This window comes from Serratia sp. CY33525 (assembly GCF_052169115.1).
Taxonomy (GTDB): Bacteria; Pseudomonadota; Gammaproteobacteria; order Enterobacterales; family Enterobacteriaceae; genus Serratia; species Serratia sarumanii.
This window is the reverse complement of the sequence record NZ_JBJNLK010000002.1, coordinates 61,866-76,010: the sequence shown is the minus strand read 5'-3', so window position 1 is coordinate 76,010 and position 14,145 is coordinate 61,866. Positions and strand designations below refer to the sequence as shown.

Sequence of the window (14,145 nt, the reverse complement as noted above, 5' to 3'; positions counted from 1 at the left end):
ATGAGTGACAGTAACGAAAACGCCATGAGCGACGACCATTCACAAAGCAATGACAGCCCCAGTCCCAAGAAGGGGTTCTTTACTCTTATCCTTAACCAGCTGTTCCACGGCGAGCCCAAAAATCGTGGCGATCTGGTCGAGCTGATCCGTGATTCCGAACAAAACGACCTGATCGATCCCGATACTCGCGACATGCTGGAAGGCGTGATGGATATCGCCGAGCAGCGCGTGCGCGACATCATGATCCCCCGCTCCCAGATGGTGACGCTCAAGCGCAACCAGACGCTGGAAGAGTGCCTGGACGTGATTATCGACTCCGCCCACTCGCGCTTCCCGGTGATCAGCGAAGACAAAGATCACATCGAAGGCATTCTGATGGCCAAGGATCTGCTGCCGTTCATGCGCGCAGACTCCGAGCCGTTCAGCATCGACAAGGTGCTGCGCACCGCGGTGGTGGTGCCGGAAAGCAAGCGCGTCGACCGGATGCTGAAAGAGTTCCGTTCCCAGCGCTATCACATGGCGATTGTCATTGACGAATTCGGCGGCGTGTCCGGCCTGGTCACCATCGAAGACATTCTGGAACTGATCGTCGGCGAGATCGAAGACGAATACGACGACGAAGACGATCTGGATATCCGCCAGCTCAGCCGCCACATGTACACCGTGCGCGCGCTGGCCCCGATCGAAGACTTCAACGAAGCCTTCGGCACCCATTTCAGCGACGACGAGGTCGATACCATCGGCGGTCTGGTGATGCAGGCCTTCGGCCACCTGCCGGCGCGCGGGGAAACCATTGAAATCGAAGGTTACCTATTTAAAGTTGCCATGGCCGACAGTCGACGTATTATCCAGGTTCATGTAAAAATTCCGGACGATTCTCCACCACCGAAACTGGAAGATTAAATCCAACATGGCTAAAGCCTCATTACTTGAACGCCAGCGGGTTCGCGCCCTGCTGGCGCTGTTGTCAGGTGCCGGCGGGACGCTGGCGTTCTCACCCTACGACTTCTGGCCCGCGGCCATCGTCTCCCTGTTCGGCCTGCTGGCCGTTACCCTCAATTGCACCGCCAAACAGTCCGCCCTGCTCGGCTTTGTCTGGGGCTTCGGGCTGTTCGGCAGCGGCATCAACTGGGTGTATGTCAGCATCGCCGATTTCGGCGGCATGCCTTTCGCCGTCAACGTCTTCCTGGTGGTGCTGCTCGCCGCTTACCTGTCGCTGTATACCGGGCTGTTCGCCGGGCTGTTGACGCGCCTGTGCCCGGCCACTCGCTGGTGGCGGCTGGCCATCGCCGCGCCGGCGCTGTGGCAGGTGACCGAATTCCTGCGCGGCTGGGTGCTGACCGGCTTCCCCTGGCTGCAGTTCGGCTACAGCCAGATCAACGGCCCGCTGAAGGGCATCGCGCCGCTGCTGGGCGTCGACGCCATCACCTTTGTGCTGATGGCCATCGCCGGTCTGCTGGTGTATGCCGTCAATCAGCGCCGCCTGTCGGCTGCGGTCATCGCCGCCGCGCTGCTGCTGTTGCCGTGGCCGCTGCGCCAACTGCAGTGGTTTACCCCGCAGCCGGAGAAAGCGGTGAACGTCGCCATGGTGCAAGGCAACATCGCCCAGTCGATGAAATGGGATCCGAAAGCGCTGGTCAGCACGCTGCAAACCTATCTGGACGAAACCCGTCCGTACGTGGGCAAGGCGCCGATCGTCATCTGGCCGGAGTCCGCCATCCCGGATTATGAAGCCAACCAGAACGGCTTCCTGACCATGATGGACGACCTGATGCGGGCGAAGAACAGCAGCCTGATCACCGGCATCGTCGACGTGCGCGCCACGCCACAGGGCCAGCAGATCTACAACAGCGCCATCGTGCTCGGCGAGCCGACGCCATACAGCTACCCGGACAAGAATCGCTACAACAAGCACCACCTGGTGCCGTTCGGCGAATTCGTGCCGCTGGAGACGCTGCTGCGGCCGCTGGCGCCGTTCTTCGATCTGCCGATGTCTTCCTTCAGCCGCGGCGACTATGTGCAGCCGCAGCTCAGCGTGCGCGGGTACAACCTGACGGCGGCCATCTGCTACGAAATCGTGCTGGGCCAGCAGGTGCGCGATAACTTCCGCCCGGACACCAACTTCCTGCTGACCATCTCCAACGATGCCTGGTTCGGCCACTCCATCGGCCCGTGGCAACACTTCCAGATGGCGCGCATGCGGGCGCTGGAGCTCGGCCGGCCGCTGCTGCGCAGCACCAATAACGGCGTCACCGCCGCGGTGGACGCGAACGGCGAGGTGATCGCCGAGATCCCGCAGTTCACCCGTCAGGTGCTCGAAGTGAAGGTCACGCCGACCACCGGCGTCACGCCTTATGCGCGCTTCGGCGCCACGCCGCTGTGGGTGATTACCCTGCTGCTGGGCGGCTGGGCGCTGATGTTGGGCCTGCGCCGCAAATAATCCTCTCCGTCGGGGCGCGCCCGCCGCGCCCCACTTTCCCGTCAATATCCCCACCTCAGTCAGAAAATGCCGTTAAATCAACGCGGCTGGCACACTCCTTGCTTTTATCTATGGCGACCTCGCGCGCCGGTTTACTTTTGCTGACGTTTTGTCGCACCTGCGCACATTTTGGGTGCGTCGAGCGCACCGCACGAGTGCGTCAGCGTTTTGTTGCATTGATTTGGTGCGCGCGGCGTCTCAAAAAATGAAACATTTTAGTTTCAAGATATTCACAATCGGTTATTTTTTAACGGCTATCCGTTCTAAGACTATCTTTATAACTTGAGCAATAAATAGTCGGTTTAACCTGACGCTCTTTAGTCAGAGCCACCACAACAGCAAAGGAGTTGGACCATGCAAATGCGTAAATTGGCGTTATCGTTACTGCTGCTCGGTATGGCAGGTAGCGTGGCGCATGCGGAAGACCTGACCGGTACGCTGAAGAAAATCAAAGACAATGGCGTGATCGTTGTCGGCCACCGCGAATCGTCAGTGCCGTTCTCCTACTACGACAACCAACAAAAAGTTGTGGGCTACTCTCAGGACTACTCCAACCAAATCGTTGAAGCCGTTAAGAAAAAGCTGAATGCACCGAATCTGCAGGTGAAAATGCTGCCGATTACCTCGCAGAACCGCATCCCGCTGCTGCAAAACGGCACCTATGATTTCGAGTGCGGCTCCACCACCAATAACCTCGAGCGCCAGAAACAGGCCGCCTTCTCCGACACCATTTTCGTGGTCGGCACCCGCTTGCTGGTGAAAAAAGGCTCCGACATCAAAGACTTTAAAGACCTGGCAGGCAAACCGGTGGTGGTCACCTCCGGCACCACCTCCGAAGTGCTGCTGAACAAGCTGAACGACAGCGGCAAGATGAACATGCGCATCATCAGCGCCAAAGATCACGGCGATTCCTTCCGCACTCTGGAAAGCGGCCGCGCCGTGGCCTTCATGATGGATGACGCCCTGCTGGCGGGCGAGCGCGCCAAGGCCAAGAAACCGGATCAGTGGGAAATCATCGGCACGCCGCAGTCGAAAGAGGCCTACGGCTGCATGCTGCGTAAAGACGACCCTGAGTTCAAAAAACTGGTCGATGACACCATCGCCCAGGCGCAAACTTCCGGTGAGGCGGCCAAGTGGTTTGACAAATGGTTCAAACAGCCTATCCCACCAAAACAGCTCAACATGAACTTCGAACTGTCGGACGACATGAAGCAACTGTTCAAAGAGCCTAACGACAAAGCGTTGAACTAAATAGAACAAAAGCCGGGGCGGCCGCCAGGCCAAACCGGCCCAGTTGATGACTGGGACAGACAGGAATGAGGGGGGCCGTTCCCCTCCCTCATTTTCCCCAAGGCGCGCCACCGACATCCGTACACAACAAGCCAGCCAGACTGGCCGCGCGGCGATCGGCGCTCATCAAGTCATCAATCTTCGGCGCCCTGCGCCCGTTTATCGGAGTTTGTTATGTCAATAGATTGGAACTGGGGTATCTTCCTGCAGCAGGCCCCGTTTGGGAACACCACTTACCTCGGCTGGATCTGGTCCGGCTTTCAGGTCACGGTGGCCCTCTCCGTCTGTGCATGGATTATCGCTTTCTTCGTCGGTTCGCTGTTCGGTATCTTGCGTACCGTGCCCAACCGCTTTCTTTCCACTCTCGGCACCTGTTACGTCGAGCTGTTCCGCAACGTGCCGCTGATCGTGCAATTCTTTACCTGGTATCTGGTGATCCCCGAGCTGCTGCCGGTCAATATCGGCACCTGGTTCAAAACCGAGCTGGATCCCAACGTGCAGTTCTTCGTCTCTTCCATGCTTTGTCTGGGGCTGTTTACCGCCGCCCGCGTTTGCGAGCAGGTGCGCGCCGCCATTCAATCCCTGCCGCGCGGCCAGAAAGCCGCCGGGCTGGCGATGGGCCTGACGCTGCCGCAAACCTACCGCTACGTGCTGTTGCCGAACGCCTACCGGGTGATCGTGCCGCCGATGACCTCGGAGATGCTCAACCTGGTCAAAAACTCCGCCATCGCCTCCACCATCGGGCTGGTGGACATGGCCGCGCAGGCCGGCAAGCTGTTGGATTACTCCGCACACGCCTATGAATCCTTTACCGCCATCACGCTGGCTTATATCGGCATCAACGCCGTTATCATGCTGTTTATGCGTCTGGTCGAAAAGAAAGTGCAGTTGCCTGGCAACCTGGGGAGTAAATAATGTACGAATTTGACTGGGCGTCGATCGTCCCAAGCTTCCCTTATCTGCTGCAGGGCATGGTGATCACGCTGAAGATCACCGTGACCGCCGTCGTGGTCGGCATCCTGTGGGGCACCGTGCTGGCGGTGATGCGCCTGTCGCCGTTCAAACCGATCAGCTGGTTCGCCACCCTGTACGTCAACCTGTTCCGTTCGGTGCCGCTGGTGATGGTGCTGCTGTGGTTCTATCTGGTGGTTCCAAGCTTATTACAACAGGTTCTAGGGCTGTCGCCGAAAACCGATATTCGCCTGATCTCGGCTATGGTAGCCTTTTCCCTGTTTGAAGCGGCTTATTATTCGGAAATCATCCGCGCCGGCATTATCAGCATCTCGCGCGGCCAATCTTCCGCCGCGCTGGCGCTGGGCATGACCCACTGGCAATCCATGCGGCTGGTGATCCTGCCGCAGGCGTTCCGCGCCATGGTGCCGCTGCTGCTGACCCAGGGCATCGTGCTGTTCCAGGATACCTCGCTGGTTTACGTACTGAGCCTGGCCGACTTCTTCCGCACCGCGTCGACCATCGGCGAACGCGACGGCACCCAGGTTGAAATGATCCTGTTCGCCGGCTTTGTCTATTTTGTTATCAGCCTCGCCGCCTCGGCGCTGGTAAGCTATTTGAAGAAAAGGACTGTTTGATGATATCCCTGAAAAATGTTTCCAAGTGGTACGGTCACTTTCAAGTGTTGACCGATTGCACCACCGAAGTGAAAAAAGGCGAAGTGGTCGTCGTCTGCGGTCCTTCAGGTTCCGGCAAGTCCACCCTGATCAAAACCGTCAACGGCCTGGAGCCGATCCAGCAGGGAAGCATCCTGGTGAACGGCACGCCGGTCAACGACAAGAAAACCAACCTGGCGCAGCTGCGCGCCAAGGTCGGCATGGTGTTCCAACACTTTGAACTGTTCCCGCACCTGTCCATCATCGACAACCTGACGCTGGCGCAGGTAAAAGTGCTCAAGCGCGATAAGATCGCCTCGCGCGAGAAGGGCCTGAAGCTGCTGGAGCGCGTCGGCCTCACCGCCCATGCCAACAAATTCCCCGGTCAGCTGTCCGGCGGCCAGCAGCAGCGCGTCGCCATCGCCCGCGCGCTGTGCATGGATCCGATCGCCATGCTGTTTGATGAGCCGACCTCGGCGCTCGATCCGGAAATGATCAACGAAGTGCTGGACGTGATGGTCGAACTGGCGAACGAAGGCATGACCATGATGGTGGTGACCCACGAAATGGGCTTCGCCCGCAAGGTGGCGAATCGCGTGATCTTTATGGACGAAGGCAAAATCGTCGAAGACCGCAACAAAGACGATTTCTTCAACAACCCTGAATCCGATCGCGCCAAGGACTTCCTGGCCAAGATCCTGCACTAAATACGCCATCCATGCGCCCCGCCAGGGGCGCATCTTTTCTCCCGGCACTAAAAGCGCTTGTTTCTCCCCGGTTTTGATCCGATGCTCGCTGGATAACAAACAGAGGAGAAAGAACATGCCCCGCCCTATTATCATCGATTGCGATCCCGGCCTCGACGACGCCATCGCGCTGGCCATGGCGCTGCATTCGCCGGAGCTGGACGTCAAAGCCATCACCACCTCCGCCGGCAACCAGACGCCGGAGAAAACCCTGCGTAACGCGCTGGGCCTGTTGACCCTGATGGGGCGCGAGGACATACCGGTCGCCGCCGGCGCCGGCAGCCCGCTGATGCGCGAGCTGGTGATCGCCGACTATGTCCACGGCAAAACCGGCATGGGCAACACCCACCTGCCGGCGCCGACCCTCAAACCCGATCCCCGCGGCGCCATCGAGCTGATCGCCGACCTGCTGCGCGCCAGCCCGCAGCCGATAACCCTGGTGGTGACCGGCCCGATGACCAACATCGCCCTGCTGTTGGCTCAGCATGCCGAGCTGAAAAGCCGCATCGAACGCATTGTATTCATGGGCGGCGGCATGAACGCCGGCAATACCACGCCGGTCGCGGAGTTCAACATCTTCGTCGATCCCGAAGCCGCCGAAATGGTGCTGAAATCCGGCGTGCCGCTGACCATGGCCGGGCTGAACGTCACCCATCAGGCGCTGGTGTTGCCGCAGGATATCGAACGCATTCGTCAGATAGCCAATCCGGTCGCGCAGGCGGTCGCGGAGATGCTCGATTTTTACCTGCCGCTGTATCTCAGCCACCCGCGCGGCCTGCCCGGCGCGGCGATGCACGATCCCTGCACCATCGCCTGGCTGCTGGCGCCGCAGCTGTTTACCGGCGTAGAGCGCTGGGTGGGGGTGGAAACCAAGGGGGAATACACCGCCGGCATGACGGTGGTGGACTATTTCCAGCAAACCGGCAACGCGGCCAACGTGGAAGTGCTGACCGGCATCAACCGCGAAGGCTTTATCGATCTGCTGGCCGAGCGCGTAGCGCGTTATTGATCCCATCGGGGCGCATTTGCGCCCCTAGTTCAATTTTTTTGATTTAACTCAGCGAATTTTTGCGCTATCACTGTTCCTGGCTTGCCTCTACCATGCGTTTACACCGACTGACATCGTCACCGATTAGACTTCGCCTGGAGATAAGCCAATGAGCCGCGTACTGGTCCTGAAATCAAGTATTCTGGGTGAATATTCCCAGTCTGGAAAATTAGTCGATTTTTTTGTTGAACAATGGCGTGAAACTCACCCTGAAGACAGGTTCACCGTGCGCGATTTGGCCAACCCGACGCTGCCGGAGCTGGATGGTGAAGTGATGGCCGGTTTTACCGCCGGCGATAAACCGCTGACGCCGCACCAGCAAAGCACCCTGGCACTGTCCGATGAGCTGATTGCCGAGCTGAAGTCGCACGACACGCTGATCATCAGCGCCCCGATGTACAACTTCAACATCCCGACGCAGCTGAAGATCTACTTTGATCTGATCGCCCGCGCCGGTCAGACGTTCCGCTATACTTCCGCCGGCGCCGAAGGGCTGGTGACAGGCAAGAAAGCGATCGTCATCTCCAGCCGCGGCGGCATCCACGCCGACACGCCGACGGATCTGATCACGCCGTACGTGAAGCTGTTCCTGGGCTTTATCGGCATCACCGACGTTGAATTCGTGCTGGCGGAAGGCTTCGCCTACGGCCCGGAAGCGGCGGAGAAAGCCGCCCAGGACAGCCGCATCGCGGTCGCGCAGAAAATCCCGGCCGGCGTCGCCGTACCGGCCAGCGCACCGGCGCAGGCGCAAGCCGCCCCGGCTACCGTCAGCGGCGGTTTCCTCAGCAACCTGCTGAAGAAACTGTTCCGCTAAACGCCGGCCTTAGCGTTCCCCGCCCTGCCGGGGAACGCCATCAAGGTTCAAACGGCCGCCGCTGGAACTGGTCGTGGCCGCATTTCGGGCACAGCGGCAGCACCTCCGGCGTGTAGAACGCCAGGTGGTAGTGACACTGCTCGCACACCAGATTGCCCAGCCCCACCACTTCACCGCTGTGGTAAACGCCGTGGTGGCTGACATCCTTGAACACCTCGCGCCACTCCAGCTGGGTTTTGTCGGTGATATCCGCCAGTTCCTGCCACAGGCTCTCTTTGATCACCCGCATAAACACGCTGTCGGTAAACTCGTCCCGGCTCTCCTGATAGCTGCGGGCGAACTCTTCCAGATCGCGCCGCACCGCCTGCGTCACCTGCCGCACCTCATCGCGGGTCAGATCCTCGGCCTCGTTCAACCGCCGCTCCGCGCTGGCCACCAGTTCGTCGATATCGCGTTCACCGTTTTTCAGGCGTTCGGTCAGCGATGCCACCAATTCGCGGTAATACTGAGCAACCTTGTTCATAGACTCTCCTCGATAAACGCTGCGCCGGACTTGGCTGCAGGGATACCCCTAAGCTACTTGTTCTTATTTTAGCCGTAAATGACTGATGTCACTTGGCAAGACGCGGGATCCGCAGGTTGTGAGCCGCGTCATGACGACGCTTTTTTTAAATGCGCCGAGTCAGGCGCTTGGAGTTGTTGCCGGGAGGTCTTATCAGCTATGCTATGCGGATCTACGAATACTAAATGTTCATTGCGTTGCCTCTGACCGGGGCAACGGTTTACACCTACAGGACCACCGGCCGCCATGCAAGAGCAATACCGTCCAGAAGACATAGAATCGAACGTACAGCTTCACTGGCAAGAGAAGCAGACTTTCAAAGTTACCGAAGACGACAGCAAGGAAAAGTACTACTGCCTATCCATGCTGCCTTACCCGTCCGGCCGACTGCACATGGGCCACGTTCGTAACTACACTATCGGCGACGTGATCTCGCGCTATCAGCGCATGCTGGGCAAAAACGTGCTGCAGCCGATCGGCTGGGATGCGTTCGGCCTGCCGGCGGAAGGCGCGGCGGTGAAAAACAACACCGCACCGGCCCCGTGGACCTACGACAACATCGAATACATGAAGAACCAGCTGAAACTGCTGGGCTTCGGCTACGACTGGGATCGCGAAATCGCCACCTGCCAGCCGGAATACTACCGCTGGGAACAGTGGTTCTTCACCAAGCTGTATGAAAAAGGCCTGGTCTACAAGAAGACCTCGGCGGTGAACTGGTGCCCGCACGATCTGACCGTGCTGGCCAACGAACAGGTTATCGACGGCTGCTGCTGGCGCTGCGACACCAAGGTCGAGCGTAAAGAGATCCCGCAGTGGTTCATCAAAATCACCGCCTACGCCGATCAGCTGCTGAACGATCTGGACACGCTTGAAAGCTGGCCGGAGCAGGTGAAAACCATGCAGCGTAACTGGATTGGCCGCTCCGAAGGCGTGGAAATCACCTTCGACGTGGCGGACAGCGAAGAGAAGCTGACGGTTTACACCACCCGTCCCGACACCTTCATGGGCGCCACCTACGTGGCGGTCGCCGCGGGCCACCCGCTGGCGCAACAGGGCGCGCGCAACAACCCGGCGCTGACCGACTTCATCGACGAATGCCGCAACACCAAAGTTGCCGAAGCCGAAATGGCGACGATGGAGAAGAAAGGCATGCCGACCGGCCTGTTCGTTGTCCACCCGCTGAGCGGCGAGAAGCTGCCGGTGTGGGTCGCCAACTTCGTGCTGATGGAATACGGCACCGGCGCCGTGATGGCGGTACCGGCGCACGACCAGCGCGACTGGGAATTCGCCACCAAATACGATTTGCCGATCAAACCGGTGATCCTGAACCTCGACGGCAGCCAGCCTGACGTGAGCGCCGAAGCGATGACCGACAAAGGCGCGCTGTTCAACTCCGGCGAGTTCGACGGCCTGGACAATGAAGCGGGCTTCAACGCCATCGCCGACAAACTGGTCGCCAAGGGCGTAGGCCAGCGCAAGGTCAACTACCGTCTGCGCGACTGGGGCGTTTCCCGTCAGCGTTACTGGGGCGCGCCAATCCCGATGGTGACGCTGGAAGACGGCACCGTGATGCCGACGCCGGAAGACCAGTTGCCGGTGATCCTGCCGGAAGACGTGGTCATGGACGGCATCACCAGCCCGATCAAGGCCGATCCTGAGTGGGCGAAGACCACCGTCGACGGCCAGCCGGCGCTGCGTGAAACCGATACTTTCGACACCTTTATGGAGTCTTCCTGGTACTACGCGCGCTACACCTGCCCGCAGTATGACCAAGGCATGCTGGATCCGGCCGCCGCCAACTACTGGCTGCCGGTCGATCAATATATCGGCGGCATCGAACACGCCATCATGCACCTGATGTACTTCCGCTTCTTCCACAAGCTGATGCGCGATGCAGGCCTGGTGGATTCCGACGAGCCGGCCAAGCGCCTGCTGTGTCAGGGCATGGTGTTGGCCGACGCCTTCTACTACACCGGCAACAGCGGCGAGCGCGTCTGGGTGTCCCCGGTTGACGCCACCGTCGAGCGCGACGACAAGGGCCGCATCATCAAGGCCACCGATCCGCAAGGCCGTGAACTGGTCTATGCTGGCATGAGCAAAATGTCGAAGTCGAAAAACAACGGCATCGACCCGCAGGAGATGGTGGAAAAATACGGCGCGGACACCGTGCGTCTGTTCATGATGTTCGCTTCACCGGCAGAAATGACGCTGGAGTGGCAGGAATCCGGCGTGGAAGGGGCTAACCGCTTCCTGAAACGCGTGTGGAAACTGGCCTACGATCACGTGGAAAAAGGCGCGGTGCAGCCGCTCGACGTAGCGGCGCTGAACGAAGATCAGAAAGCGCTGCGCCGCGATCTGCACAAAACCATCGCCAAGGTGACCGATGACATCGGCCGCCGTCAGACCTTCAACACCGCGATCGCCGCCGTGATGGAGCTGATGAACAAGCTGGCCCGCGCACCGCAGGAGAGCGAGCAGGATCGCGCGCTGCTGCAGGAAGCGCTGCTGGCCGTGGTTCGCATGCTGTATCCGTTCACCCCGCACGTATGCTTCACGCTGTGGCAGGCGCTGGGCGGCGAAGGCGACGTAGACACTGCGCCATGGCCGGTTGCCGACGAGCAGGCGATGGTCGAAGACTCCAAGCTGGTGGTGGTGCAGGTGAACGGCAAGGTTCGCGCTAAAATCACCGTATCCGCCGATGCGACCGAAGAGCAGGTGCGCGCGCGCGCTGCCGAAGAGCATCTGGTGGCTAAATATCTGGACGGCGTCACGATTCGCAAAGTGATCTACGTTCCGGGCAAACTGCTTAACCTGGTTGTGGGTTAACACAAGGAGGAATTGTGCGACAACGCATTCTGACGCTGTTGCTGGGGTTGGCGGTGCTGGTCACCGCCGGCTGCGGTTTTCACCTGCGCGGCACCACGCAGGTGCCTAATGAAATGAAAACGCTGATCCTGGACAGCGCTGACCCTTACGGCCCGTTGACGCGCTCGGTGCGCGAACAGCTGCGTCTGAACGACGTGACTATCGTCAGCGATCCGAAGCGTAAAGACGTGCCTTCCCTGCGCATCGTCGGCGCGACGGAAAGCCAGGATACCGCTTCGATCTTCCAGGACGGTAAAACCGCCGAGTACCAGATGGTGCTGACCGTGCAGGCGCAGGTGCTGATCCCGGGCCATGACCTGTATCCGCTGTCGGTGAAAGTGTTCCGTTCCTTCTTCGACAACCCGTTGACCGCGCTGGCCAAGGACTCCGAACAGGAGATCATTCGCCAGGAAATGCGTGAGCAGGCGGCGCAACAGCTGGTGCGCAAACTGCTGGCCGTGCATGCGGCGGAAGAAGATAACCGGCAGAAAGCCGCTGCCGCCGGTGAACGAGCGGCAAGCCAAACCGCACAATGATCCGCATTTATCCGGAACAACTTGCCGCGCAGCTCCGAGAGGGGCTGCGCGCTTGTTATTTATTGAGCGGCAATGAACCGCTGCTGCTGCAGGAGAGCCAGGATTTGCTCCGGCAGGCCGCGCAACAGCAGCAGTTCAGCGAGCACTACAGCATTTCCCTCGACGCCCATACCGACTGGGACGACATCTTCGGCATCTGCCAGGCGATGAGCCTGTTCGCCAGCCGCCAGACGCTGCTGCTGATCTTCCCCGAAAACGGCCCGACGGCGCCGATCGGCGAACAGCTGACCAAGCTCGCCACGCTGCTGCACGAGGATATCCTGCTGATCCTGCGCGGCCCGCGCCTCACCAAAGCGCAGGAAAACAGCGCCTGGTTCAAGGCGCTCAGCCCGCACGGCGCCCTCGTCAGTTGCCAGACGCCGGAACAGGCGCAGCTGCCGCGCTGGGTCGCCACGCGCGCCAAGGCGATGAAGCTGGAGTTGGACGACGCCGCCAATCAGCTGCTGTGCTACTGCTATGAAGGCAACCTGCTGGCGCTGTCGCAGGCGCTGGAGCGGCTATCGCTGCTGCACCCGGACGGCAAGCTCACGCTGCCGCGCGTCGAACAGGCGGTGAACGACGCCGCCCACTTCACGCCGTTCCACTGGCTGGACGCCCTGCTGGCCGGCAAGAGCAAGCGCGCCTGGCATATTTTGCAGCAGCTGCAGCAAGAAGACGTGGAGCCGGTGATCCTGCTGCGCACCCTGCAGCGCGAACTGCTGCTGTTGCTGACGCTGCAGCGCCGCATGGCTTCCGCGCCGCTGCGCACGCTGTTCGATCAGCACAAGGTCTGGCAGAACCGCCGCCCGCTGGTGACCCAGGCGCTGCAACGCCTGTCCGGCCCCCAGCTGCAGCAGGCAGTACAGCTGCTGACGCAAATCGAGCTGACCCTCAAGCAGGACTATGGCCAGTCGGTCTGGCCGGAACTGGAAACCCTGTCGATGCTGCTGTGCGGCAAACCCCTGGCCACGAGTTTTACCGATGCCCACTAACCCGGAACACCCCACCGTTTTGCACGCGCTGTTCGGCGGCACCTTTGACCCGATCCACTACGGCCACCTGCGGCCGGTGGAAGCGTTGGCCGCCGAAGTGGGCCTGAATCGCGTCACGCTGCTGCCTAACCACGTGCCGCCGCACCGCCCGCAGCCGGAGGCCAATGCGCAGCAGCGCCTGAAGATGGTCGAGCTGGCGATCGCCGGCAATCCGCTGTTTGCCGTCGACGATCGCGAACTGCACCGCACCACCCCCTCCTACACCATCGAGACGTTGGAAACGATTCGTAAAGAGCGTGGCGCCGCCCAGCCGCTGGCGTTTATCATTGGTCAGGACTCGCTGCTGACGCTGCATAAGTGGCACCGCTGGCAGGCGCTGCTGGACGTGTGTCATCTGCTGGTGCTGGCGCGCCCGGGCTATAACGACCGCATGGACACGCCGGAACTGCAGCAGTGGCTGGAACGCCATCGCACCGCCGACCCGGCGCTGCTCAGCCGTCGCCCGCACGGCCATATCTATTTGGCCGATACGCCGGAGCTGGAAATTTCCGCTACCGAGATCCGCCAGCGCCGCCATCAGGGCCTCAACTGCGACGATCTGCTGCCACGCCCGGTGCAGCGCTATATCGAGTTGCAGGGTTTATATCGCTAGCGAAAGGTGCGTGATATACTGCGCCGCTATTTTTCAGGTATCCGCTGAAAACCCCGGAAACCTTAGCTGGCCGGGCAGTCACCAGTTAGCTGGCTTTCAGCGGCAGCCTGCCGAAACCATTATCCGGTTACGCCGCGGCGCGCGCATTTTGCCCGCCGCAGCCGACTGAACAGAACACACCCGAGGGGGAACCTTTGCAAGGTAAAGCGCTCCAAGATTTCGTCATCGATAAAATCGATGATCTGAAAGGCCAAGACATTATCGCTCTGGACGTCCAGGGCAAATCCAGCATCACCGATTGCATGATCATCTGCACCGGCACCTCGACTCGCCACGTGATGTCGATCGCCAGCCACGTGGTGCAGGAATCCCGTGCCGCGGGCATGGAGCTGTACGGCATGAAAGGCCAGGAAGCCTCCGACTGGATCGTGGTCGATCTGGGCGAAGTGATCGTGCACGTGATGCAGGAAGAGAGCCGTCGCCTGTACGAGCTGGAAAAACTCTGGAGCTAA

The 14,145-nt window shown here is 60.2% G+C and carries 14 protein-coding genes; 13 read left to right on the top strand and 1 reads right to left on the bottom strand.

The annotated features are described in order from the left end of the window. Positions 1-24 precede the first annotated feature (24 nt). The 8 genes from corC to ACJ8IM_RS05245 all read left to right on the top strand — a co-directional run bounded on the left by corC (position 25) and on the right by ACJ8IM_RS05245 (position 7,984). Positions 25-903: a CNNM family magnesium/cobalt transport protein CorC gene (corC, locus tag ACJ8IM_RS05280; RefSeq protein WP_004939973.1), complete on the top strand. Its 879-nt coding sequence runs from the start codon at positions 25-27 to the stop codon at positions 901-903. 7 nt (positions 904-910) lie between these two features. After that, entirely contained in the window at positions 911-2,440 is a 1,530-nt protein-coding gene (gene lnt, locus ACJ8IM_RS05275) for an apolipoprotein N-acyltransferase (protein WP_033653204.1), read from the top strand. Between the two features lie 393 nt (positions 2,441-2,833). After that, positions 2,834-3,730: an amino acid ABC transporter substrate-binding protein gene (locus ACJ8IM_RS05270; protein WP_033637439.1), complete on the top strand. Its 897-nt coding sequence runs from the start codon at positions 2,834-2,836 to the stop codon at positions 3,728-3,730. Positions 3,731-3,943: 213 nt separating this feature from the next. Continuing rightward, on the top strand, positions 3,944-4,684 hold the full coding sequence (locus ACJ8IM_RS05265; protein ID WP_033647195.1) for an amino acid ABC transporter permease: 741 nt from the start codon (positions 3,944-3,946) through the stop codon (positions 4,682-4,684). Beyond that, entirely contained in the window at positions 4,684-5,358 is a 675-nt protein-coding gene (gene gltK, locus ACJ8IM_RS05260) for a glutamate/aspartate ABC transporter permease GltK (RefSeq protein WP_033637438.1), read from the top strand. The genes ACJ8IM_RS05265 and gltK overlap by 1 nt, the downstream gene beginning before the upstream one ends. After that, positions 5,358-6,083, top strand: coding sequence for an amino acid ABC transporter ATP-binding protein (locus ACJ8IM_RS05255; RefSeq protein WP_033653205.1), 726 nt, complete (start codon positions 5,358-5,360; stop codon positions 6,081-6,083). The genes gltK and ACJ8IM_RS05255 overlap by 1 nt, the downstream gene beginning before the upstream one ends. A gap of 115 nt (positions 6,084-6,198) precedes the next feature. Next, a complete protein-coding gene (gene rihA / locus ACJ8IM_RS05250) occupies positions 6,199-7,131 on the top strand; it encodes a pyrimidine-specific ribonucleoside hydrolase RihA (protein ID WP_033653206.1) in 933 nt (310 codons plus the stop codon). Positions 7,132-7,279: 148 nt separating this feature from the next. Continuing rightward, on the top strand, positions 7,280-7,984 hold the full coding sequence (locus tag ACJ8IM_RS05245) for an FMN-dependent NADH-azoreductase (RefSeq protein WP_033647198.1): 705 nt from the start codon (positions 7,280-7,282) through the stop codon (positions 7,982-7,984). Between the two features lie 40 nt (positions 7,985-8,024). Here the strand turns inward: ACJ8IM_RS05245 and ACJ8IM_RS05240 are convergent, their stop codons facing one another. Further along, on the bottom strand, positions 8,025-8,507 hold the full coding sequence (locus tag ACJ8IM_RS05240) for a zinc ribbon-containing protein (RefSeq protein ID WP_025301844.1): 483 nt from the start codon (positions 8,505-8,507) through the stop codon (positions 8,025-8,027). A gap of 285 nt (positions 8,508-8,792) precedes the next feature. Here ACJ8IM_RS05240 and leuS point away from each other — a divergent pair, with 285 nt between their 5' ends. The 5 genes from leuS to rsfS all read left to right on the top strand — a co-directional run bounded on the left by leuS (position 8,793) and on the right by rsfS (position 14,145). Then, entirely contained in the window at positions 8,793-11,375 is a 2,583-nt protein-coding gene (leuS, locus tag ACJ8IM_RS05235) for a leucine--tRNA ligase (protein WP_033637432.1), read from the top strand. 14 nt (positions 11,376-11,389) lie between these two features. Further along, entirely contained in the window at positions 11,390-11,950 is a 561-nt protein-coding gene (gene lptE / locus ACJ8IM_RS05230) for an LPS assembly lipoprotein LptE (protein ID WP_033637431.1), read from the top strand. Beyond that, complete coding sequence (gene holA / locus ACJ8IM_RS05225) at positions 11,947-12,981, top strand: DNA polymerase III subunit delta (protein ID WP_033653207.1); 1,035 nt, start codon at positions 11,947-11,949, stop codon at positions 12,979-12,981. Before lptE ends, holA begins: the two co-directional genes overlap by 4 nt. Then, complete coding sequence (gene nadD / locus ACJ8IM_RS05220) at positions 12,971-13,633, top strand: nicotinate-nucleotide adenylyltransferase (protein ID WP_015376938.1); 663 nt, start codon at positions 12,971-12,973, stop codon at positions 13,631-13,633. Before holA ends, nadD begins: the two co-directional genes overlap by 11 nt. Positions 13,634-13,827: 194 nt before the next feature. Then, positions 13,828-14,145, top strand: coding sequence for a ribosome silencing factor (gene rsfS, locus ACJ8IM_RS05215; RefSeq protein ID WP_016928774.1), 318 nt, complete (start codon positions 13,828-13,830; stop codon positions 14,143-14,145).